23 protein-coding genes and 1 pseudogene are annotated in these 22,128 nt (G+C 47.4%); 12 read left to right on the forward strand and 12 right to left on the reverse strand.

Annotation, left to right across the window (positions count from 1 at the left end):
- Window positions 1–12: 12 nt before the first annotated feature.
- Genes BUA34_RS05770 through BUA34_RS05780 form a run of 3 tightly spaced genes read right to left on the reverse strand, consistent with a single transcriptional unit; the run spans window position 13 to window position 1,774 of the window.
- Window positions 13–636, reverse strand: coding sequence for a CatA-like O-acetyltransferase, family 2 (locus tag BUA34_RS05770; protein WP_072827785.1), 624 nt, complete (start codon window positions 634–636; stop codon window positions 13–15).
- 32 nt (window positions 637–668) lie between these two features.
- Window positions 669–1,193 (reverse strand): GNAT family N-acetyltransferase, encoded by a 525-nt coding sequence (locus tag BUA34_RS05775; RefSeq protein WP_254794344.1) that lies wholly within the window; start codon window positions 1,191–1,193, stop codon window positions 669–671.
- Window positions 1,190–1,774: a TetR/AcrR family transcriptional regulator gene (locus BUA34_RS05780; protein WP_072827787.1), complete on the reverse strand. Its 585-nt coding sequence runs from the start codon at window positions 1,772–1,774 to the stop codon at window positions 1,190–1,192. The genes BUA34_RS05775 and BUA34_RS05780 overlap by 4 nt, the downstream gene beginning before the upstream one ends.
- Before the next feature lie 139 nt (window positions 1,775–1,913).
- Here BUA34_RS05780 and BUA34_RS05785 point away from each other — a divergent pair, with 139 nt between their 5' ends.
- The 4 genes from BUA34_RS05785 (at window position 1,914) to BUA34_RS05800 (ending at window position 5,961) form a co-directional block, all read left to right on the forward strand.
- Window positions 1,914–3,638, forward strand: a complete 1,725-nt coding sequence (locus BUA34_RS05785; protein ID WP_072827788.1) for a right-handed parallel beta-helix repeat-containing protein — start codon at window positions 1,914–1,916, stop codon at window positions 3,636–3,638.
- Window positions 3,639–3,830: 192 nt separating this feature from the next.
- Window positions 3,831–4,364, forward strand: coding sequence for a ribosome recycling factor (frr, locus tag BUA34_RS05790; RefSeq protein WP_014546512.1), 534 nt, complete (start codon window positions 3,831–3,833; stop codon window positions 4,362–4,364).
- 12 nt (window positions 4,365–4,376) lie between these two features.
- The gene (locus BUA34_RS05795; RefSeq protein WP_072827789.1) at window positions 4,377–5,087 is read left to right on the forward strand and encodes an isoprenyl transferase; all 711 of its coding nucleotides are present in this window, start codon (window positions 4,377–4,379) and stop codon (window positions 5,085–5,087) included.
- The gene (locus BUA34_RS05800) at window positions 5,080–5,961 is read left to right on the forward strand and encodes a phosphatidate cytidylyltransferase (protein ID WP_072827790.1); all 882 of its coding nucleotides are present in this window, start codon (window positions 5,080–5,082) and stop codon (window positions 5,959–5,961) included. The genes BUA34_RS05795 and BUA34_RS05800 overlap by 8 nt, the downstream gene beginning before the upstream one ends.
- Window positions 5,962–6,047: 86 nt before the next feature.
- On the opposite strand, the gene BUA34_RS05805 is transcribed toward BUA34_RS05800, so the two are convergent.
- Both BUA34_RS05805 and BUA34_RS05810 read right to left on the reverse strand, forming a co-directional pair.
- Complete coding sequence (locus BUA34_RS05805; protein ID WP_072827791.1) at window positions 6,048–7,238, reverse strand: histidine phosphatase family protein; 1,191 nt, start codon at window positions 7,236–7,238, stop codon at window positions 6,048–6,050.
- Complete coding sequence (locus BUA34_RS05810; RefSeq protein ID WP_072827792.1) at window positions 7,239–9,218, reverse strand: formylglycine-generating enzyme family protein; 1,980 nt, start codon at window positions 9,216–9,218, stop codon at window positions 7,239–7,241.
- A 243-nt stretch (window positions 9,219–9,461) separates the two neighbouring features.
- Here BUA34_RS05810 and dxr point away from each other — a divergent pair, with 243 nt between their 5' ends.
- The 5 genes from dxr to BUA34_RS05835 all read left to right on the forward strand — a co-directional run bounded on the left by dxr (window position 9,462) and on the right by BUA34_RS05835 (window position 14,509).
- On the forward strand, window positions 9,462–10,610 hold the full coding sequence (gene dxr, locus BUA34_RS05815; RefSeq protein ID WP_072827793.1) for a 1-deoxy-D-xylulose-5-phosphate reductoisomerase: 1,149 nt from the start codon (window positions 9,462–9,464) through the stop codon (window positions 10,608–10,610).
- Between the two features lie 172 nt (window positions 10,611–10,782).
- Window positions 10,783–11,715: a DUF2157 domain-containing protein gene (locus BUA34_RS05820; RefSeq protein WP_072827794.1), complete on the forward strand. Its 933-nt coding sequence runs from the start codon at window positions 10,783–10,785 to the stop codon at window positions 11,713–11,715.
- Window positions 11,696–12,673, forward strand: coding sequence for a DUF4401 domain-containing protein (locus tag BUA34_RS05825; protein ID WP_072827795.1), 978 nt, complete (start codon window positions 11,696–11,698; stop codon window positions 12,671–12,673). Before BUA34_RS05820 ends, BUA34_RS05825 begins: the two co-directional genes overlap by 20 nt.
- The gene (locus tag BUA34_RS05830; RefSeq protein ID WP_072827796.1) at window positions 12,670–13,146 is read left to right on the forward strand and encodes a GDYXXLXY domain-containing protein; all 477 of its coding nucleotides are present in this window, start codon (window positions 12,670–12,672) and stop codon (window positions 13,144–13,146) included. The genes BUA34_RS05825 and BUA34_RS05830 overlap by 4 nt, the downstream gene beginning before the upstream one ends.
- Before the next feature lie 136 nt (window positions 13,147–13,282).
- Window positions 13,283–14,509, forward strand: coding sequence for an alpha/beta hydrolase (locus BUA34_RS05835; RefSeq protein WP_254794345.1), 1,227 nt, complete (start codon window positions 13,283–13,285; stop codon window positions 14,507–14,509).
- Window positions 14,510–14,561: 52 nt separating this feature from the next.
- Here BUA34_RS05835 and BUA34_RS05840 read toward each other — a convergent pair whose 3' ends face one another.
- From BUA34_RS05840 to BUA34_RS05860, 5 genes are all read right to left on the reverse strand, one after another.
- Window positions 14,562–15,002 (reverse strand): hypothetical protein, encoded by a 441-nt coding sequence (locus tag BUA34_RS05840; RefSeq protein ID WP_072827797.1) that lies wholly within the window; start codon window positions 15,000–15,002, stop codon window positions 14,562–14,564.
- A gap of 197 nt (window positions 15,003–15,199) precedes the next feature.
- Entirely contained in the window at window positions 15,200–15,646 is a 447-nt protein-coding gene (locus BUA34_RS05845; protein ID WP_072827798.1) for a hypothetical protein, read from the reverse strand.
- A 237-nt stretch (window positions 15,647–15,883) separates the two neighbouring features.
- A complete protein-coding gene (locus BUA34_RS05850) occupies window positions 15,884–16,393 on the reverse strand; it encodes a low molecular weight protein-tyrosine-phosphatase (protein ID WP_072827799.1) in 510 nt (169 codons plus the stop codon).
- On the reverse strand, window positions 16,390–16,827 hold the full coding sequence (locus tag BUA34_RS05855; RefSeq protein WP_072827800.1) for a MarR family winged helix-turn-helix transcriptional regulator: 438 nt from the start codon (window positions 16,825–16,827) through the stop codon (window positions 16,390–16,392). The genes BUA34_RS05850 and BUA34_RS05855 overlap by 4 nt, the downstream gene beginning before the upstream one ends.
- 8 nt (window positions 16,828–16,835) lie before the next feature.
- Entirely contained in the window at window positions 16,836–17,378 is a 543-nt protein-coding gene (locus tag BUA34_RS05860) for a glutathione peroxidase (protein ID WP_072827801.1), read from the reverse strand.
- A gap of 161 nt (window positions 17,379–17,539) precedes the next feature.
- Here BUA34_RS05860 and BUA34_RS05865 point away from each other — a divergent pair, with 161 nt between their 5' ends.
- Window positions 17,540–17,917 carry a (deoxy)nucleoside triphosphate pyrophosphohydrolase gene (locus BUA34_RS05865; RefSeq protein WP_072827802.1) on the forward strand — a complete coding sequence of 126 codons (378 nt, stop codon included), beginning with the start codon at window positions 17,540–17,542 and terminating at the stop codon, window positions 17,915–17,917.
- A gap of 69 nt (window positions 17,918–17,986) precedes the next feature.
- Here BUA34_RS05865 and BUA34_RS05870 read toward each other — a convergent pair whose 3' ends face one another.
- Window positions 17,987–18,913, reverse strand: a complete 927-nt coding sequence (locus tag BUA34_RS05870; RefSeq protein WP_072827803.1) for a ketopantoate reductase family protein — start codon at window positions 18,911–18,913, stop codon at window positions 17,987–17,989.
- 185 nt (window positions 18,914–19,098) lie between these two features.
- Between BUA34_RS05870 and BUA34_RS16240 the strand changes: the two are divergent.
- Both BUA34_RS16240 and BUA34_RS16245 read left to right on the forward strand, forming a co-directional pair.
- Window positions 19,099–19,869 (forward strand): annotated as a pseudogene (locus BUA34_RS16240) (Gfo/Idh/MocA family protein); the annotation flags it as partial.
- 291 nt (window positions 19,870–20,160) lie between these two features.
- Window positions 20,161–21,120, forward strand: a complete 960-nt coding sequence (locus tag BUA34_RS16245; protein ID WP_371555551.1) for a TolB family protein — start codon at window positions 20,161–20,163, stop codon at window positions 21,118–21,120.
- Window positions 21,121–21,334: 214 nt separating this feature from the next.
- On the opposite strand, the gene BUA34_RS05880 is transcribed toward BUA34_RS16245, so the two are convergent.
- Window positions 21,335–22,090 carry a fibrobacter succinogenes major paralogous domain-containing protein gene (locus BUA34_RS05880; RefSeq protein ID WP_072827805.1) on the reverse strand — a complete coding sequence of 252 codons (756 nt, stop codon included), beginning with the start codon at window positions 22,088–22,090 and terminating at the stop codon, window positions 21,335–21,337.
- Between the last annotated feature and the right edge of the window lie 38 nt (window positions 22,091–22,128).

The following is a 22,128-nucleotide window of genomic DNA, read 5'->3' on the forward strand; positions in this document are numbered from 1 at the left end:
TAGCTGTTGTTTTTATCGAATTTCGTCGATTGCTTTTTGCAGGTTCGCGAGGAACTTCCCGGCGTGAGCCCCGTCCATTTGCGTGTGGTGGAACTGGAACGAAACCGGCAATTCATAGCGGAAAAACTTTCGTCTGTAACGCCCCCAAATCATAAAGGGGTTGTTGAAAATGCCGGAATTCATTCCGACTGCACCGTCGATTTCTGTATCGATAATAGCCGAAGTGCCAATGACCATGCTGTTTTCGGACAAGTCCCAATCCTGGCAACTTTCTGCCACGATTTTCGTGTACTTGAGGTAGTCTCGGTTGAATGTCGCCAAATCTTCGGAATACGGGATGTCGCAAGAGCTGACTTCGCCTTCGTCGTTTTTCACGATTGTATTCACCGCAATCGAATCGTATTGCATGAGCTTTCCGTTTACCGGGAGCATGTAAAACTCCTTAACGCTTGCCGCAGCCTTGCCGATGCAGTAATCCATAAGCATATTGAATTTCAAACCGCGTTTCTTGCTCACCTTCACGAGTCTTGTGACGTTCAACGATTTGAAAAATGTTACCATCGGATTTGGAGCTTGCATCCAAAATTCAAACGCTTTTGCTCTGGTTGTGCTTTTAGGATCGATTTCTTTTGCCATTTTTTCTGCCTTAAATATGTTCACCGATGACTTTATCCGTTTCGACAGAGTTTCATCACTTTCACGGGGCGGTCGGAACCTACCGCAAGGCTTGTGCATAACGTTTCTTTTCCGGTATCAATGAATCCGCATTTTTCCATCACACGGCCCGATGACGGATTGTCGAGAAAATAGTCGCCCCACAGAGTGGTAAAGCCTTTCACGTTAATACAATAGTCAATAACCAACTTCATCGCTTCAGTACAAATCCCCTTTCCCCAATAGGGGCGGGCTATCCAGTAACCCACTTCGCATTCGGTTTCTGCGATTTTCAAGTTCGAAGTGGACGCTGGTAAATAGCCGACGCAACCGATGGGCTCTCCCGTCTCTTTCCAGATGACAGCCCACATTCCTTCTCCGCTGAAAATTGTGCGGATGATTTGCAAACTTTCTGCATAACTTTTGTGCGGTGGCCATCCTGCACGAGGCCCTATCTCGGGGTCGCTTGCGTATTTGAACAAAGCTTCGGCATCGCCTTCGTTCCAAGGGCGCAGTAAAATTCTATTAGTTTCCATCATTTCTTGTAAATTTCGACAAAGTGTTTAACGTGCTTTTCAATGAGTTTTAATGCATCTTTTTTGCTGTTGGGCTGGCGGTCGACTTTTGAAACGAGAACTGTTACAGGGGCGATGAGTTCCATGGCTAGCAAGGCGGGGTTATCTTTTTGGAATAGCCCCTTGTTCATCAGATTTCCTATAATCTTCTGGTACATTTTTTGAATGCCGTCCATTTGGTGACGTGTTGTAATTTCGGCGAGACGCTCACTGCGGAACTGCTCCTGCACTAAAAAAATGCGCATTTTTCGGATGATGGGGTCGTTTATTGTAAAACGTATTCTTTCTGTGGTTGAGCGTAAAAATTCATCGATGCTTTCGGGCAACTTGCCGATTTTTTTATCAGAACCGAAGTTTTCTTCGTAACGAGCTTCGGCGATGTCAATCAGCGAGTTCAGAATGTCTTCTTTCCCTTTGAAATGCTTATAAAGTGACGGCGCCTTGATGCCCACGTCTTGGGCAATCTGTTCCATGCTCGTTCCGTTGTAGCCGTTCTTGGCAAACATGGTGAGCGCCGTTTCTAAAATTTTTTCTTTTGTAGACATGATTCTAAAATTTAGCTAATGAATGTTAGCTAAAATAGCTAATAAATATTAGCCTGTCAATTTCACATTTGAAGAGTTATTGCTCAATTTGGACTATCTGTCTTATTCACATGAGTCTTTTTTTTATATAATAGGTTATATGAGTAAAAAGTTTGTATATGCATTGGGGATAGTCTTGGCCGCTGTTCAAGCGTTCGGTGCCGTTTACTACGTGACCACCGATGGCAGCGACAACAATGCCGGTACAAAAGCAAAACCCTTTGCCTCGCTCAACAAGGCGAACAAGGTGGTGCACGCGGGCGATACCGTGTGGGTGCGCGGCGGCATCTACGACCTGCACGATACGATTTTTTTCGAGCGTTACAGGATGACTGCGGCAATCGTCCTCACGGCAAGCGGCGAGAGCGACGACAACCGCATCCATTACTTGGCCTATCCGGGCGAGCGCCCGATTTTTGATGGCGCGAACCTCCCCGTGGCCGCAGGCACGGACCATAGCGACGGCACGCCCGAGGGAGCGATGTATACCTCGCCGATTGTGATTTCGGCAAAGTATTTGCACCTGAAGGGTTTTGAGGTGCGGAACACGCCCATGAAGCACAATTCGAATTCTGGAGTTTTCCTTTACGCGAGCAAGCACATCTTCTTGGAGCAGATTGACAGCCACCATAATGCGGGCCCCGGATTCTTCGCGAACGACGGCGCACCGGATGGCGGCGGACACATCTTCTTGAACTGCGATGCCCACGACAACTACGACCCCTTGGGCTGGCAGGGCGACGGCGAAAATGCCGACGGCTTTGGTGCGCACTACCAGAATCCCGGCGAGGGCGATACCACGAAGTTCATCGGGTGCCGCGCCTGGTGGAACAGCGACGACGGTTTCGACTTCATCAACCAGGAATTCCCCGTGGTGCTGGAGAACTGCTATGCGATGGGGAACGGCTACAGCGACTATGGACTTGGAAACCCGAAGAACGGCAACGGTCACGGCATCAAGATGGGCGAAAGCACCCTCGGTGGTGGGCGGCATACCATCAGGTTTTGCGCCGCCTGGAAAAATAAGGCGACGGGCTTTTACGCGAACTACACCGGCGTGGGCAGCAAGTGGCTCAACAACACGTCGTACATGAACAAGGACCGCGAATTTGCCATGGCATCGACGCTCTTCGATTCCGAAGGGAACCGCATTGCCGAAGTCGTTCCGCTCACGGGCGACAAAGCGCATGTGCTCAAGAATAACATTGCCTTTCCGAACAAACTATCGCAAATCGGAACTTGTTGGGAGAAAATATCGAGTCAGAACATCGACCATTATGTGGATTGCCCGGCTGGCGAAAATAACTCTTGGAATTTGAATCTCGATTTGACGGAAGATGACTTTGTGAGTCTTGACGACCCGAGCATGACCGTGACTGGCAAGGACCTCTCGACGATTCCGGGAATGCTTGGCCCGCGCAAGGCCGATGGAAGCTTGCCCGACGTGGACTTTTTAAGACTCAAGAAGGGGAGCCGCGCTATCGATAAGGGCGAAAATGTTGGATTCCCGTTTGTGGGGAAAGCCCCTGATCTGGGCGCATTTGAATACGGACTTTCGAGCAGTGCTGTTGCGGCGTCGAGCAGTTCTGCAAATGTTTCGTCTAGTAGTTCAGTCTCGGCTTCTATCGTAATGCGTCCAGGCTATTTTGCGAAAGTTTTTGGCATGGCTGCAGTATTTGATTTGCAAGGCCGTTACTTGGGAAGTTTGCCGGCGGATTTGTGTCGTGAAAAATCCATAGCCGATATATTGCGTACAAAGTTTAAAGCTCCGGGTGTGTACTTGGTGCGGTATGGCCGTTTTCTGAAAAGGGTAAGCGTGAAATAGAGCCTTCTATGACGTTCAGAATTCCTTATTTATGCCAAGAAATGTAAAAACTAGCCTCTGTCCATAACCCCGCTTCATAATTTTTACCTATATTTCGAACGTATAACTAACGCTAGGAGTCCTTCGGTTACGCCGCAGGTCTTTCTAGTTTTAAAACTATTAACTAGTAACTAAGAACTAGGAACAAAAAAGATGTCTGAATATTCTGAAAAGATGGACAAGGCCATTGAGGCTACTGAACGTGAATTTTCCAAGATCCGTGCTGGTCAGGCTAGCCCGGCTATCCTCAATGGTGTGCGCATCGACTATTATGGCACCCCGACTCCGATTTCCCAGGTGGCAAAGATTTCCGTGCCGGAACCGCGTATGCTTCTCGTGACTCCGTGGGAAAAGCAACTCGTCGATACAATCGACAAGGCTATCCTCGCTGCAAACATCGGCCTTACCCCGATGAAGGACGGCAACTGCATTCGCGTAACGCTTCCGATTCTCACGACTGAACGCCGCAAGGAACTCGCAAAGATTGCTCGCAAGCATGCTGAAGATGGCCGCGTGGCTATCCGCAACATCCGTCGCGATGCTAACGACGCTCTCAAGAAGAACAAGGAAATCTCCGAGGACGAAGTCAAGAAGCAACAGGACGAAATCCAGAAGGCTACCGACAAGGCTATCGCCGAAATTGACCGTTTGCTCGCCGAAAAGGAAGCAGACATCCTCAAGGTGTAGTCCGGGGTTTGCGTGGCAAATCAGCTTAGACATGTCGCTATCATCATGGACGGCAATGGGCGTTGGGCTCGTAGCCGTGGCTTGGAACGTTTCCTCGGTCACCGCAAGGGGACCGAGTCCACTATTGATGCAGTCGAGGTGGGCGTAAATCTCAAGCTCGAACACATGACCTTGTATGTTTTCAGTTCCGAAAACTGGGGCAGACCTTCCAAGGAAGTGGATTACTTGATGAACCTTCTCATCGAAATGGTAGTGAAGGAAATCCCCGACCTTATGGCGAAGAACGTGAAACTTACGGTTATCGGTAATATGAACCGCATTCCCGAAAAGCCGCGTGCAAGTCTCCAGTCCGCAATTGATATTACGGCGAACAATACGGGCATGCAGTTGAACCTCGCCATTTCTTATGGCGGCAGGCAAGAAATTGTGGAAGCAACGAAGTCTATCGCCGCACAAGTTGCAGCGGGCACGCTCCAAGTTGATGATATTGACGAAACTTTATTTGCAAAGAATCTTTATTTGAAGGGTGCTCCCGATCCGGATCTTGTTATCCGCACCGGTGGAGAATTCCGCCTTTCGAACTACTTGCTTTGGCAGGCCGCGTACAGCGAGTTCTATGTGACGGACACGCTATGGCCCGATTTTACCAAAGAAGAATTCATGAAGGCTGTTGAATTTTTCAATACCCGAGAAAGACGTTTTGGGAAGGTGTTGCATGAGTAATCTTGCGCAGCGATTAATCACAGCATTTATCGCGATTCCGATTGTTTTTGTTTGCTTGTGGTTTAACGATTTTAGTCGCATTGGCCTTATGAGCTTTTTGAGTGCTGTGGGTTCCTGGGAATGGGCTCGCATGGCATCTAAGATGTTCAAGGGTCCCGATATGCGCTATCTCTCTTTTGCATCGTCGCTAGCATTGACGCTTGCATGGGCGCTTTCGAAGGGTGGCTACTTTGGGCTCCCGGCAGTGCCTTACGTGCTAGGCATGACGTTCCTTGCGGTCTTTGCAATTTACATCGGCGTTGCCTTTGCGAAGGTGGAGATTGATCACTTGTTCCCGTGGCTTGTGATGCAATTCGGCGCTCCGCTGTACGTAGGACTTTGGGGTGGCATGAACGTGCTCATGATGGGTAACGGTCAGGGCTTTGAACATTGCTATCCGTTTATTTTGGTGATGACCGCGGTGTGGCTTTGCGATACTGTCGCTTACTTCTTCGGAAAGTTCGCTGCAGGCAAGGGCCCGTTTGGTCGCCATCCGTTTGCGCCGAGTATTAGCCCCAAGAAAACTTGGGAAGGCTCTATTGCAGGCTCCATTGCAACGGTTGCATGGGTGGCATACTGGGTCAAGTGCAGTGCTGCTCTTAGCTCGTTCGAAATGAACTACACTTGGACATCGGCTATCGTCATTGGTCTTTTGATTACGGTGGCTGGTCAGGTGGGCGACCTCTTGATGTCTGCACTCAAGCGTTGGAGCGGCACCAAGGATTCTGGCAATCTGTTCGTGGGACACGGTGGTGTGCTTGACCGCTGCGATTCCTTCTTGCTCGCTGCCCCGGCTTTGTACATCTTCATGGACTTCTTGAAGAACGTCGTATAGAATTAAAAAGCTACGAAAAAGCATTGAAAAGACCGTAACTGATAATTTCAGCTACGGTCTTTTTTTGCAAGGTTCAAGTTCTTGGTTCACTTTTTGGGGGTAGAGGGCTTCTTGCTTCCCGTGCCGTGTTCTTCCATGTAAATGGCAAGATAGTCGATGACGCCGGAATCGGCGCCTTTTACAGGGACATAGCGCAGGTTGTTCTCTTTTCCGATGATGATGGCGAGCCCGGCAATGTAATTTATCCAATGGTAGTCTTCATGGTATTTGAGGGCTACTTTTTTATCGGAACCGAAAACGGCGAGCGGCATCACGAGAATGTCGTGCGAAACCATTATACTCACGCGTTTCCATTTGGATAGATTTTTGAGGATAACTTTTTGCATGAATTCTTCGGAGCGGGGCGAGAGTTCATAAAGGGCATCGGGGTAGCCGCCATCGTATGCCCAATGCGCCATAAGCTCGACGGAACTACCTTTCATGTTAAGCTTTGTGGCGTACTGGGCGAGCGAATCCGCTGAAATTTTCAGGAACCAGTTCCCGGTGATATCGTAGTTGGTGATGAGTTTCGGGAGGCTTGCTTCTCCGCGGCCTTTTGAAATGTTGTTTGCCGTTTCGTTTGTGCGCACAAATCCTGATGTGATGTAGCTGAACTCCTCGTCACTTTTTAGCGTGGCGCCTAGATCTTGTGCCATTTTGACGCCGTTTGCGGTTAGTTCTGTTTCGATGGCGACATTGTCTTCGCGTTCGGAATGTCGAATGATGAATACGGCTTTTTCGTTGTCTTGAAGGCTGCGGTAAACATCGGCGACTGTTGCAAAGCCGTTTTCGTCGAGCGTGATTTTAACGGGCGCGGGCGTAGTTGAAGATGATGAAACCTCTTTCGCCGAAGATGCGGGCGAATCTTGCGATGATGAAATTGCGGATGAACTTGTTTGCGCTACAGAAGACGAAGACCGCCGATGACTATTTCGTGATGAACTGGAAAATTCTTTTTGCCCGCTTGACGATGAACTTTGTTGAATTGCTGAACTGTTGGAACCCGTAGATGGTGCGGAACCCGTTGAATCAAATAATGCTGAACTCGAAGACTCGATGGTTGCAGTCTCCGATGACGATGGGTACTCGATGGCTGTGGCCGAGGATGAAGCGATGCTCTCAGGAGCTGTAGAGGATGTGGTGTCGCTACAGGCTGAAAGCATCGCTGTGTATGCAATTGCGACAAATAGGGGTGTTGTCGCAATTGTGAGGAGCACACTATGGTTGAGTTTCAGCATTTACGATCCCCACTGGTAATCGCCTGCTTCGTAAACTGGATTTTCTCCGTTGAAGCCGCGGGGGCGCTTGATCTTGTCGTCGAATACCGTCTTGTTGAATATGCGGAAGTCGCCGCGTTCGTAGCTCTGGAATGAAATGTGGCAGAAGATTGGGCCCGCGGGCATGTATTCGCTGTAGCTCATGGTGCGTTCGCCTGCGGTGTAGAGGTAGTTGAAGTACTTGCCGTTCAAAACGATGTGTAACCCGATATTGCCGACAGTGAACCAACGCCCCTTCGCGAGGATGTTCTCGTGGTGGGTGTCGTCGTAGTCCATCACGACAAATTCGGCATCGCCGTTTTTGTCGAGGTGGAATCGGTATTTGTGGTTTCCGCCGCAGCAACGGCCGTCAAAGAACCAGGTGTATCCGCTGGCGGCGGCGATTCGCGGATCGCGGACGCTCGTGTCGGGATGGGCGAGTTGCTCGTCGGTGACAATACGCTCGGGCTCCACGGCAGCAAGCAACTGCTGCAAGGTTTTGGGGCTGCTTACTGTCGGGAGGCTTACCTTATTTTTGGCTTCGCTTGCGGCGCGGCGATATAAACGGTAGGGGATGCCGTCATCGCTAATCATAGTAAGTTCGTCTTCGCTGAAAACGTAGTAAGCGTAAGTCTTTGTGCCGCTCTTGGTGACAACGTTAAAACTGCGGTTGTTGAGCGTGTACCATTGTCCCGAAACGTTCGGGAAACCTGAGACTGCTGCCACTCCGTTTTCGCCGATAACGACCGTGTAATCATCGCTAATCCAGGCTTCGTCTGCGGCGGTAATCAAACGGCAGTCGCGATTTTTATCGCCTTGGCAGGTGGCTGCTGACGGATTTGCCGCTTCGCATGGCGAGACCATTCCCGGCGGGAGTTCCGCAGACATGCCGAGTCTAAAGCCCATGTCTGCGGCGCCATCGCGGCTGCGGATGGCGCGACGGCTCACGCGCGCAAATTCCGCGGGTTCGCCGTAGCTCCCGCCTCTTCGCGTCTTGTTGCCACTTCCCGTGAGCTGTACGGGATTTACCTTGTCTGCATCCGTGTAGGCGACAAGCCAGTCGTAGACCCATTCCCAGGAATTCCCGCTCATGTCGTAAAGACCAAGTTTGTTGGGCTTCTTGGTGGCGACATCGTGGGATTTCCCGCTACTGTTTTCGGAATACCAAGCTACGTCATCGACGTTATTGCTACCCGAGAATTTAAACTTGTCTGCAATTCCGTCCTTGCCGCCGCGGGCAGCAAATTCCCATTCGGCGTCTGTGAGCAAGCGGTATTGCCGCCCTGTTTTTTGTCCGAGTTTGCAGGCGTAATTGTTGGCGTCAAACCAGCTGACACCAATTTTAGGCGCCTTGTCTGATTCCCAGGCGCTCTTTTTGCCGCCCATTACAGCGTTCCATTGCGCAATAGTCACTTCGGTATTGGCTATGAAGTATTCGCTGACTGTTACTTTGTGCGATGGACTCTCGTAAATTTTGTCTTGTTCGGCGCAATTGTCGCAGCCTCGTGTATAAGAGCCGCCTGCAACGTACACCATGTTGAAGGCGACACCGTTTACCGTATCGGCGAAATTTGCAGGCGAGGTGTAGACAAAAGGTCCTTCACTGGAACTCGACTTTGCCTGGATTCCAGACGATTTGCCCAGCTCGGAACCCGAAGATGAACTCCGATGGGTATGATTGCTCGAAGAACTTTTGCGCGAATCTGTGGACATTCCCGGCGATGTTCCCGACGAGCTTTCAGATACGCTTGTAATGGATGATGATGAATTTGTTCCGCCATTTTCGGCAGAATAATTCTTGTCTGGCGAATTGCCAGACTCGGAAGACCACAAATAATCGGTGGACGATGAAATATTGATATCCGACCCGGAAATGTCATTGCTTGACGAATCCGAACAACTCCAAAGCACCCCAACTGCGCAACAACACGCAGCATATACACCCGAGGAAAGTATGCGCATAAGCACCTCCTTCGAGCCACAAACCTAACCCAATTTCAAAATAACCTAAAAAAGATGGTTTCGTTTGTAAATTTTTGCAAACGTGTGGACAGGTTGTGCGGTCTGAGTAGGATGCCTGTTTTATTTAAATGTTAAAAACTAATCCCCAAAATGGGGGAGATACCTGCCTGCGCGGGGATGACTACTTCGGGTACATCCGTCTCTTTTTTTATCTTTTAACTGAATAAAAAAAGAGGCTTTAAAATGAAAAACGTCGTTCTTCTCGGTGCCACTGGTTCTATCGGCACTTCTAGCGTTGATGTCATTCATCAACATTCGGATATTTTTAGTTTATATGCTGTTGCGGCGAATAGTAGCGTCGAAAAAGTCGCTGAAATCGTGCGCAAGTACAACGTCAAACGTGTTTGCATGTTTAACGAAGCTGCCGCTAAGGAACTTGAAAAAGAACTCGGCATGAAGGTGCTCGCCGGCATGGATGGTCTTTGCGAACTTGCAGCCGACCCGAAGGCCGACATCATCATCAACGCCTTGATGGGCGCTGTGGGCTGCCTCCCGACGATTACCGCCATCGAACACGGCAAGCATGTGGCTCTTGCCAACAAAGAAACGATGGTCATGGCTGGCCCGGTCATTTGGGACAAACTTGCCGAAAATCCGAAGTCCTTCATCACGCCCATTGACTCCGAACACAGCGCTATTTTCCAGTGCCTTGAAGGCGGCAAGCGCGAATCCGAAGTGGAATTCCTCGAAATCACGGCTTCGGGTGGCCCGTTCCGCGAATGGCCTATCGAAAAGTTTGAAAATATCACCGTTGCAGATGCTTTGAATCACCCAGTGTGGAGCATGGGCAAGAAGATTACGATTGACTCTGCTTCCATGATGAACAAGGGTCTCGAAGTGCTCGAAGCGCACTTCTTGTTCCACATTCCGTATGACCAAATCAAGGTTGTGGTTCACCCGCAGTCCATGGTACATTCGCTCGTGCAGTTCCGCGATGGTTCCTTGATGGCTCAGCTCGGCGCTCCCGACATGCGCATTCCGATTCAGGTGGCGCTCACATGGCCGGAACGTCTCAAGCTCGAAACCAAGCGCCTCGATTTGCCGACTCTTGCAAAGCTCACGTTCTTTGAACCGGACTTCAACAAGTTCCGTTGTTTGGCCCTTGCATTTGATGCTGGTCGCCGTGGCGGTATTGTTCCTGCGATGATGAATGCTGCAAACGAAGTTCTCGTGGATCGTTTCCTCAAGGGTAATCTCAAGTTCACCGATATTCCGAAGTACGTGGAAATGGTGATGGACAAGGCCCCGAATGTCACCGGTCACCTTTCGCTTGAACAAGTTCTCGAAGCTGACAAGGAAGCCCGCCTCATGACGGAAGGTTTCTTGAAATAAGTTGTAGAAAATATTGTTGCTCGTTTTGTCATCCCATCGCTATGGGGTGACATTTTTTTATAACCAATAACTAATAACCAATGACTAATAACTATTGACTAATGACCACGTGAAAAGATATATTTTAGAAATAACTTCAAAAATTCAACGGTAATTTAAACCGTTATCAAATATGGAAGATACAATTACATTATCAGGGAGCGACCAAGCCAAAACTGCCGATGCCAAGGCTTGGATTCGATTCGTGCAGGTGCTTACGCTAACGTTAGGCTCGGGGTTGATGTTGGCGGGCATCATTTTTTTCTTCGCCTACAATTGGGAGCTGATGCACCGTTTTGTAAAAATGGGCATCGCTGTTGCGTTGATCCTTGCCGTTTTTGCTGTGGCTATAAAAGTAAAAATGAGCGATTTCACCCACAAAATCACGTTGTCTGTCCTATGTGGGCTTGTGGGCGTGTTCTGGGCTATATTCGGGCAGGTGTATCAGACCAAAGCCGACTCTTACGTATTTTTCCTCACATGGGCACTCTGCATTTTGGCGTGGGTGTTTATTGCTGACTTCTATCCGCTTTGGGCGATTTTTATTGTTCTTGCATCGATGGGAGTGATTCCACTCATTCCTTCTTGTGATTGGCTCTCGACTCTGCTTATGTTGTACGGTGCTGCGTGGATTTCGTTTTTTGTTTTTGCTCCAAAATATCTGCCGCGTTTATCCGCTCCGCCGTCTTGGTTTACAAGTGCCTTGTTTACGGTTGAATTTGGTGTTGCTGTGTTCACCGTGTGTTATGTGACTGTTAAAGGTTCTGAGGCTCAAAATTTATTGATGGCTTTTGCCGTAGCTGCAGCAACAATATGGTACGCGTTGAAACAAAAGGATATATGGCTTTATTCAATGTTGTTCATAGGTGCGTTGTGTGTGCTGGAATGTGTGTATTTTAGATGTCTCTTACCTACATTTGGACTATTTTATCAAATAATGATGAGTGCCGCCGCCTTGGGAGGAGCATCATTCGCTATTGTAAGACAAAACGAAAAGTGGAAGCAAGAAGAATCTGGAACATCAACAAATCAATCGGTAATGGACAATGGAAAACAACAGCCGTAAATCTAAACAATTGCCTGCACCTTTGATGATAGTGATGGCTTTTGGGGGAATCATCATTGCCGCACTGACGGTTGGCTTTGTGGCTCTTTTTGCGCGGGACAACAAAATTGTGTACGCCGTGTTGTCGGTAATTTCAATTATTGGTGCAATAATGCTTTCGCGAGATGGAAAGCTTGATGACGATGAAGTGCCGTTGCTGCTGGTGACATATCCGCTATTTTTCTCGGGATTTACATATGGGTATATCGCTGGATTTGAATATTTGACATTGACTTATGTGTTGCAATTTGTGGCTGCCGTTTTATCATTTGCTTTTAGCAAAATTCGTATGTGCCGTCAAATGCTGCTCTGCTATGCATTGGTGGTGCTGCCGCTTATTTTCTTCTCGTATTTTGATGGATTGTCCACTCTGTACTCTCATTATAGCAAAATACCTCCTGCAATCGAAATATCCTGTTTTGCAATTATTGTTGCCTATATGGGTGCATTTGCCGCCACCATTAAAGATAAATGGTTTGCATCAACAGTGCTTAAAGACTATTTGAACACAATTAGGATTGCTGCCGCTTTGATATCAGTCGCGCTTTTGAAGTTTATTCAATGCGACAATACTGTTTTTGCGGTTGTCTTTGCTGTAATCAGTTTTGCTATTGCTTTTTCCCTGCTGCGTAAATATGTTACAGGCAAAAGGTTGATTGAGAGTAGTGCCCTTGCCTTGCTGTGCTGTGCATCTACGGCGATGTATCCTGCTATGGCATTGCCGATTGTGGGGATGCTCTTGTCGTTTTTGATTCTCGACTATGCATGCTTGGTTATCTTTTCTGTAGCATTTGTCTGTGGAATTGCAAAATTCTACTACGATTTAGATATGTTGCTGATTAACAAGTCGTACCTGTTGTTGGCATCGGGTGCGTTGTTCTTGCTGATGTTTTACTTTATTAAACGAGTCTCCAAATGAGCAAAAAATATAAAATCGTATTGGCCGCCAATTTGATATTGGTACTCGCATTCTTCGCCTTTTCCGTGATACAAAAAGAAACGCTGATTGACAAGGGTACTGAAATTTTGTTACGCCTTGCGCCTGTAGACCCGCGCTCGCTGATGCAGGGTGACTATATGGCGTTGAATTATGAAATGTTTCTCGAGATTGACTATCGTTCTGAATCTGGTTACTTGGTGGTGAAGGTGGGCAACGACAGGGTTGCGGAGTTTGTGCGTGTGCAGAGCGATAAGAACGTGAACGACGGGGAACATTTAATCCGTTTTAAAAGACAATCGGGACGGTTGAGTGTCGGGGCGGACAACTACTTTTTTCAGGAAGGTTCTGCTAAAAAATTCGAAAATGCCAAATACGGCTTGCTAAAAGTAGATGCTGATGGCAATGGCATCCTCGTAGGATTGTGCAGTGAAGATGGGCAACTGATTAAGTAGAAGAAATCCTGTAAAGTGATTCCGGTTGTAATTTAGAACAACGAAACTAAAAGTTCCGCTTTATTGCGGAACTTTTTTGTGTATATATTTAGGTGGATGCGGTTCTGTGTTAGGACTGTAGTTGATTGGAGTGGAAATGAAAAAAATCGCTATGACGGTATGCTTTACCGTTGTTTCTGCATTCGCCCAGTGGGGCGGTAACATGGATGGTGGCTTTGGTGGACCACAATCTGGCCAAAACAAACTAGAGTATTCCGAAAAATTTGCTGATGTGAATTACGTCGGTGACGGAAAAACCTATCACACAATGGATATTTACTTGCCCAAAGAGGCGAAGGATTCATATCCGGTTGTTATCCATACTTATGGTAGCGCCTGGAGCATGAATAATTCTAAAGGCTCGGCGGATTTAAATACAATCTGTGCGGCGCTTCTTAAGGCGGGCTATGCGGTTGTTACGCCAAACCATCGCTCGGCAAGTGATGCTATTTACCCTGCGCAACTGCATGACCTCAAGGCTGTGGTGCGGTATTTGCGCGGAAACTCAAGTAAGTACAAAATAGATACGTCGTTTATTGCCATGTCGGGATTCTCTTCAGGAGGTCACCTTTCGAGTCTTGTTGCGACTACGTGCGGCTTAAAAGAAGGTAAGTCGGGTTCTGTGACTGTAGATTTGGAAGGTGACCTTGGAAGTTTTACTTCGTTTAGCAGTTGTATTGATGCCGCTACGCTTTGGTCTCCTCCGACGGATATTTACACCATGAATCCCATCAATAATTTTATGGGATCGGGTACCTACGAGGGCGCCTTTATTGGAGCCGAACGCGAAGGTAATAAGGATAAATGGATGGTGGCAAGTTCACCTTATTATGCCAGCGAAGATGATGCTCCGACAATTTTGTTCCATGGAACATCCGATCAGATTGTGAATCCAGAGCAAAGTAAGGAACTTTACGATTCTCTGCAAAAGTACAATGTGAAAAGTGAACTCGTTTCTGTGTCGGGCGGAACTCACGGTGGAAACGAGATGTATTCGAGTGAAAATTTGGGCAAGATGACTTCGTTCTTTGATGAAGTCCGAAAAGCCAAGGCCGAAAAAGCAGATTCTTCATCAAAAGAAACGACTCGTCTTATCGCAAATAAGAGTATTTCTAGTTTCGATGTGAAACTGGACGGAAATAAATTGCGTGTATATGGAACGGACGAATGTCGTTATAAAGTTTTTTCTGTTGATGGCTCGTATGCTTCTAGCGGGGTAGTCCAAAAACAGTTGGATTTATCGGCGTTGCCACCGGGAATTTATGGCATTGTAGTTACGGTGAAGTCCGGTGAACAAAAAGGTCTAAAATTTATTAGAAAATAGATGACGGAAAACGCGGTCCTTTGGGGACCGCGTTTGTGTTTTATGTGTGAGATTAATTCTCTCCATTTCGCATCTCAGTTTGTTCTCTATCCATCGTATACGTCAGGTATTCCAAGAAATCTCGATCGATTTGTGCAACTTCGAAATCCTCTACGTCGTCGATAATGATTCCTGTAGCTGTAGGAAGGTCCGACCAACCGTATAAAGGTAATTCGTCGAAAATGATAGTCTTGTTTTCTGCTTTTGCTACGTATTCGACTTTGGACTTATCGACCCAACCCATTCCACATGTTCCTTTGACGAGAACGGCTGTTTCGGTTTCTTTCACAAGTTTGAGCTCGTCATTGAAACTTGCAGTGCAGACTACGGAACCTCCGTCTTTATGATTGGTGAGTTCTATGTCACCCAATTTGGACTTCACATTTTTTGCCGCGAACGATGATGTGACCATGAACGCGAGCATGATTGCTGTGATAAATTTTACCGTTTTCATGATAGCCTCCTTGTTTTATTGTGAGGCGCTTAATTGCCTCAATTGTAAATTACAAAGTAACATTTCTCTAGAGTAGTAATCTTTGATTCAAATTGGAATATTTATAGTTAGCTTGTAATAAAAAACGCTACCCTAGAGGGTAGCGAAAGGTTAAGGTTGATGAGTTTAAATAATTTGTATGATGTTTTTTTTGGTTACTAGTTCTCTCCATTTCGAATTTCAGTTTGTTCTCTATCCATCGTGTACGTCAGGTATTCCTTGAAGTCGCGATTGATTTCGACGCCTTCGAAATCATTGACGTTATCCACGAGGATGTTCCAAAGGGTCGGATCGTCAGTGTAACCACCGATGGTGATGGAGTCCAATGAAATAGATTTATCACCAACTTTGGCTGCGACTGTTTCGATTTTCGATTTTTCGACCCAACCATTACCGCACTTTCCTTTGACAAGGACTGCCGTTTCTGATTCTTTAAGAATCTTCAGTTCGTCATTGAAACCTGCGGTGCAGACTACGGAACCACCGTCTTTTTGGTTGGTGAGTTCGAGGTCACCGAGTTTTGATTTGACGACTTTGTTTGACGCGAACGACGCTGTGACCAGAAACGTGAGCGCGACAGCCGTCATTAATTTTACCGTTTTCATGATTGCCTCCTGTTTTTTATTGTTAGACGGATGACCGCCCACTATGTAAACTACAAAGCAACATTTCTCCAGAGTAGTGATTTTTGATTTAAATTGGAATATTTACAATTAGTTTATAATGAAAAGCGCTACCCCAAAAGGGTAGCGCTAAGTTGAAGTATGAGTTGCTGCGCAAATTACAAAATTGAAAATCTGTAGACCAGTATTAAATGGTCCAAGTTGGAATAATCGGTCTTTTTATTTGCAAATAGATTGGAGCATGGCCTTGCAACCTTCGTTGACATCGCGCCATGTTGCTTCGAAATCGCCGGTATACCAAGGATCTGCCACATCGCGGCTTTTGCCCGCCCAATCCATCAAGAGTGAAACTTTGCTGGGATGCGCGAGTTCTCGTTCGTAAATGTCGCGAGGCAAAATCCAACGAAGATTACGGAGGTTGTTCTGGTCCATGAGTACGATGTAATCGTAATGGTTGTAGTCAGCGACGGTCATTTGACGTGCTGTCTTCCCGCTGCTATCGATTCCGTGACTCGCGAGCATGCGTCTTGCGGGTGGGTAAACTGGATTGCCGATTTCTTCGGTGCTTGTCGCTGCAGATGCTATCTCGAAGTCTGTGGCAGTCAATGCGCTGTTCGTCGTAACATGTTTTGCGGACGAACTAATGTCGCGTACCAACTTTTTCATTACAAATTCTGCCATGGGGCTACGGCATATATTCCCGTGACATACGAACAAGATTTTTATCATGCGTCTTTCCTAAGGCTTTCCAAGATTTTGTAAAGCGTGCAGTAAAGCGACTTTGCTTCGTCTTCCGGCAAATTTACGCAACTTGCCATGGACTTAGGAACGTTCGCTGCTTTAAGTTGCAGCTTTTCACCTTCATCGGTAAGGCTTACAGAAAGGCAACGCTCGTCGCTTGACTCGCGGGTGCGCTTGATGTAGCCTTTGCTCTCGAGTTTTTTCAGGAGCGGGGTGAGCGTTCCTGAATCGAGGAATAGCTTTTTCCCGAGTTCCGTTACATTGCATTTTTTTTCTTCCCACAACACGAGCATCACGATGTACTGCGTGTAGGTGAGGTCGAGCGGTTCCAGGAACGGCGCGTAGCGACGTGTGATTTCCTTGGATACCGCATACAACGGAAAGCATAGTTGATTTTCAAGTTTTAGTTGAGGACATGTCATTGCACCCCCTAAAGTAGCTTTTCAACGCAAGAACGCACGTCCTCCATTTTGGCAGTGGGTTCAAAACGGGCGACAACGTTGCCTGCGCGGTCGATGACGAACTTTGTGAAGTTCCACTTGATATCAGGATTGTTCTTGTAATCTTTGTCGATCTTCTTCAGAAGCATGGCCATTGCGGCGGCCTTGATTCCTAACCCGAAACCTTGAAAACCCATTTGGGATTTCAGGTAGGTGTAGAGCGGGAGTTCGTTCGGGCCGTTCACGTCGGATTTTTTCATCTGCGGGAACGTGGTGCCGTACTTGAGCGTGCAGAATTCATGAATTTCGTCGTCTGTGCCAGGGGTCTGGCCCATGAACTGGTTGCATGGAATGTCGATGACTTCGAAGCCCTTGTCGTGGAAGTCCGTGTACATCTGTTCGATCGGCTTGTAGTGCGGGGTGAATCCGCAACCGGTTGCCGTGTTCACGATGAGCATGACTTCGCCCTTGAATTTTGAGAGCGGAACTTCGTTGCCTTTACCGTCGGTAAGTGTGAAGTCGTAGATTGTCATATTTTTTCTCCATATACACTGTTAAATTTTATACAATTAAATTTTATAAAATTTAATTTGAAAAGTCAAGAGGTTTGGCTATATAAAATTCTTATAAGCGTAATTTTTTTTATTTTAGGCAAATTTTGACGTTAAATCTTGTTATTTCTACATTTTACACCATGAAATCGATAGAAGTTGTCGCAGGTGTTATCGTAGATGGCGGGCGCATTTTTGCTACGCAACGCGGGTATGGCGATCAAAAAGATGGCTGGGAATTTCCGGGCGGCAAGATGGAACCTGGTGAAACTCCGGAGCAGGCGCTTGTTCGTGAGCTCCAGGAAGAGCTTGCGGTTAAGGTAAATGTTGGCGAAAAAATTTGCACGGTGGAATACGATTACCCGAAATTCCACCTGACCATGCATTGCTTTTATTGCACACTCGCCACAGGCTGCAAACCGAAACTTTTGGAGCACGAAGATGCCAAATGGCTTGACCGCGAAACTTTAAATACGGTCAACTGGCTCCCCGCTGACGTGGAAGTTGTGAAACATCTATAGCATCACCGTCATTTGCGAGTGACGCAATCCTGCTTCTCCGTCATCCTCGACCGTTAGGGAGGGGATCCATTATTTCTTCTTTTGCAATTCTCGCGCGAGTTCAGTCCCTTCGATGAGTTCGCTTAAGAATTCGCAATAGGGTGTTGGAATTCCGTGCGCTTTCCCGAGCTTACTGATGGTTCCGCAGAAATACGCATTCTCCGTTTTGCGACCGGCCTCGATGTCTTGTAGCATAGAACACTTGCCGAGTGGCGTGTAGTTGCATGTGAGACGCAGGTTCTCTTCAAGGTCTTCGTTTGTGAGGGCAAAACCTTCGGCGTTTGCTACTTGGATCACTTCGTTTCCGATTTTACGCACAAGCGATTGCATCACTGGAAAATTGAAACCCGCAAATGTTGAACGGCAAATGGCTCCAATCGAATTGAATACGGTGTTCATCAAGAGTTTTTTCCACATTTCTAGGCGGATGTTTTCTGGAATCTTGTGTACAATGTGCGCTGCTTCAAAAAGCTGGTGGATGCTTTCGACGCGTTCGGAACGGCGGTTGTCTTTTTCGCCAAAGAGGATGATGCCTCGGCCTGCACAGTCGATATTTCCGTGCTTGTTGATAGACTGCAAATTGACGATGAATCCGTATAACGTCTTTTCGGTGCCGTAAACGCGCTCGATTTCTGTTTCGGAATGCACGCCATTCAAAAGCGAAAGTAACGCTGTGTTCGGTCCGACTGCATTTTTCGCTTCTGCTAGCGCTTCGTTGAATTGCAAATTCTTGGTCGCAAAAATCACAAGGTCAACGACCGGAACTTCGTCCGGCGTGACAAAGTTGAAGTCCGCCTTTTTTCCGTTGATGACGATTCCGCTGGCTTGGTATCGCGCCTTGCGTTCGGCGTCCATCACGCAATAAAGTTTGTTCCCGAGAACGCTTAAGAGCTGTTCTGCCACAACGGCGCCGACAGCCCCGAGACCCACAACTGCAACTGTTTCAATCTGCTTCATGGTGAGAAATATATCAAATTCTAGAGCGTTTGACGATGAGGGCGATGCCCGCGCGGTGGCGGGCATGACAGACTTGAATGTGGGCGGCAACTGATAAACGGGTTTGATTTTATTCGGCTACAGCGGTAAACAGGGGGTGCAAATTTTTTTGGCGGTTTTGGGCGCAGGCGATTTATATTTATGGTATGAAATCTTTTAAGTTTGCGATTCTCGGGTGTGGCCATATCGCTACAAAGATGGCGGCTGCCGTAAAGACTTTGGAAAAACAGGGGAAAGGCGTGGAGTGTTACGCCGTGGCTTCCCGCAATTTGGAAAAGGCGGAGGCCTTTGCTAAAGAATATGGTTTTGAAAAAGCGTATGGCAGTTACGAGGAACTTGCGGCGGATTCTGCAATAGATTTGATTTATATTGCAACGCCACATTCGCATCATCATGAATTTGCAAAACTTTGTATTGAACATGGCCGAAATATCCTTGTCGAAAAGGCTTTTACGGCGAATGCAAAGCTTGCTGCAGAAGTAATTTCGCTTGCGCATGATAAGGGCGTTTTCTTGTGCGAGGCGATGTGGACACGATTCTTGCCTGCGTTGGAAACAATTCGGGGGTGGATTAGCAATGGGCGCATTGGAAATGTTGAAACGGTCGAGGCTGATTTTTCGATGAAACTTAGCGATCGTGACCGTATGCATGACCCTGCGCTTGCGGGCGGTGCGCTTTTGGATATCGGTATTTACAGCCTTACGTTTGCGGACTTGTTCCTTGGCACACGCGAAACTTCTGATGGCAATTTCGTCCGTAACGAAATTACATCGATGGATTGCAGATGCGTCAAGTTCAAGACGGGCGTGGATGCGAGTGATTGGGTCAACATCACGTACGAAAATGGTCAGCGCGCTTATCTCAAGACTTCGATGGTTTCGCCAACGCATAACGAAGGCTTTATTTATGGAACCGCAGGCCAAATCCGTGTGCAAAACTTGAATGACATGGTAAAGTTGGAACTGCTTGATGTTGCGGGGAATGTCGTCGAAACGATTGAACCTCCGCGTCTTTGCAATTGTTACGAATACGAAGTTCTTGCATGTAAGGAAGCGATTGAAAACCCTGCGCAGTTCCGGCATGAACTTTGCGACCACTCGGCTCCTCGCTCACTCTCAAAACAAATTATTTGGGAACGCCCGGAAATGACTCATGCCAAAACGATGGAATTCATGACGCTCATGGACAAAATTCGCGAACAGTTTGGCGTGAGTTTCCCGTTTGAAATTTCTCCGGGTGAAACTTGGAACCGTAATGGCGACAAATCTATTTTGCAAGTCTTTGATGTCGAAACTGGCGAAGCTAAGGTTCTCAAGGAATTTGATTGCGTGATTGAAGCGCCCAACTGGAGCGCTGATGGAACATTCCTCACGTACAACAGCAATGGTCGTATTTTTAAGTACACGATAGCGTCAGGCGAAGTGAGCGAAATTGAAAGTTATTTTGTAGATAACTGCAATAACGACCATGTTCTTGATCCGGATGGTAGTGGCGTTTATGTTAGCCATCATACGAAAGAAGACGGGCTTTCGCGTATTTACAAGATTTACTTTGACGGTCGTTTGCCGCGATTGGTTACTCCGCTTGCGCCAAGCTATTTGCACGGCATTACGCCGGACGGAAAAACGCTTGCGTACTGTGCGGAACGCAATGGTTCGTATGATATTTACACGATCCCGGCGACGGGTGGCAATGAAACTCGCCTCACGACTGCTTTCGGGTTGAATGATGGCCCCGAGTATGATTGCAATGGCGAATATATTTGGTTTAATTCAGAGCGTTCTGGGCGGATGCAGGCGTTTTGCATGAGGCAAGATGGCTCCGAGCAAACGCAGATGACGTTCGATTCGCATTGGAACACGTGGTTCCCGCATATTTCGCCGGACCGTCAAAAGGTTGTGATGGTTGCTTACTCGGAAACAGATGTTCGTCCTGGAGAACATGTTCCGAATAAATTTGTGGAATTGCGCTTGATGCGTCGAGTGGCGCATGAAAATGAGGATGCTTGTGAAAATGCTGTTGAAAATTGGAGCACTCCACAAACCATATTCAAACTATTTGGTGGGCAAGGAACGATTAATGTCAATTCTTGGGCTTCCGATAGCAGACGTTTCGCTTTTGTAAGCTACATTCACGGCGATAACCCATCCAACCAAACTCCCCGATAATAATGGAGCTCTTACATAAGCGTTAAAACAAAAGCCCTCGCGAATTTTCGCGAGGGACTTTTGCGTTAAATGAATTGTTTTGTCGAGACTTGACTGGATGCGGCAAGCCCCAACCTCTTTGGCTCGGTCATATCCATAGGAGTATGGATGCGACTCTCGCCTTTCGAGGTTGTCTTCGACTTCGTGCTACGCACTACGCTCAGGATGAAGGCTGCTACACGTTTTTCACGCAGCGGATCGAAAGGGCATCGGATCTGTAAACTCCTTCGATGTCTACGGAATTGTTGGTAATGCTTAGGCGGAATGCATTAGCCTTGCCGTATTCATCCTTGCTCCAGAAACGGGCGCGTCTGCTGAAATGGCAGAAGTTGCCGTTGTCAAAGCGGTAGCCCGCGGGGAGTGCGAAGAATCCGAACGAATCCTTGCCTTTGTTCTTCCACATGAATTTGGCTCGCAGTTCGCCACCATCAGATTTTGGTTCGAGATTGCTGAGAAGTTGTTCCCATTCCTTGTTGCTTGGAATGTGCCAACCTTCTGGTGCAATGCCCTTGTAGTTCTTGTCCTTGATGCGGTTGTACATCTCGATGTCCTTTGCCGGGGATTGTTCGGCGTATTCATCAGGAATGTCAAGAGCCTTAGTCCATGTGTACAAACGACCGAACTTTTCGACGTTCGATTCTTCGTTATTTGGTGCGAAACTGCCATCGGTCTTAAAACGCAAATTTTCGGCCATCCAGACTTGGTTCCCGATTTGAATGGTGCGGTACGTTTCACCATCGCGGGCGTCCGTGAATGTTCCGTATTTGAACTTAGTCTCGTTTTCCTTGATGCAGTCTTCGTAAGGAGTGTTGTTCAAAGCTTCGGGCGCGTTCTGCTTGGTTTCCTTGCGGACTCTACGCCCAAGGGCGTATGCAGCAACGGCGACGATGACGATAACAATTAGAACGAATATAACGAAAGATATATGCATATTTGACCTCCGTATGTTTAAATGTATAATTGCTTTTG

It is taken from the genome of Fibrobacter sp. UWB12, assembly GCF_900142485.1.
Taxonomy (GTDB): domain Bacteria; phylum Fibrobacterota; class Fibrobacteria; order Fibrobacterales; family Fibrobacteraceae; genus Fibrobacter.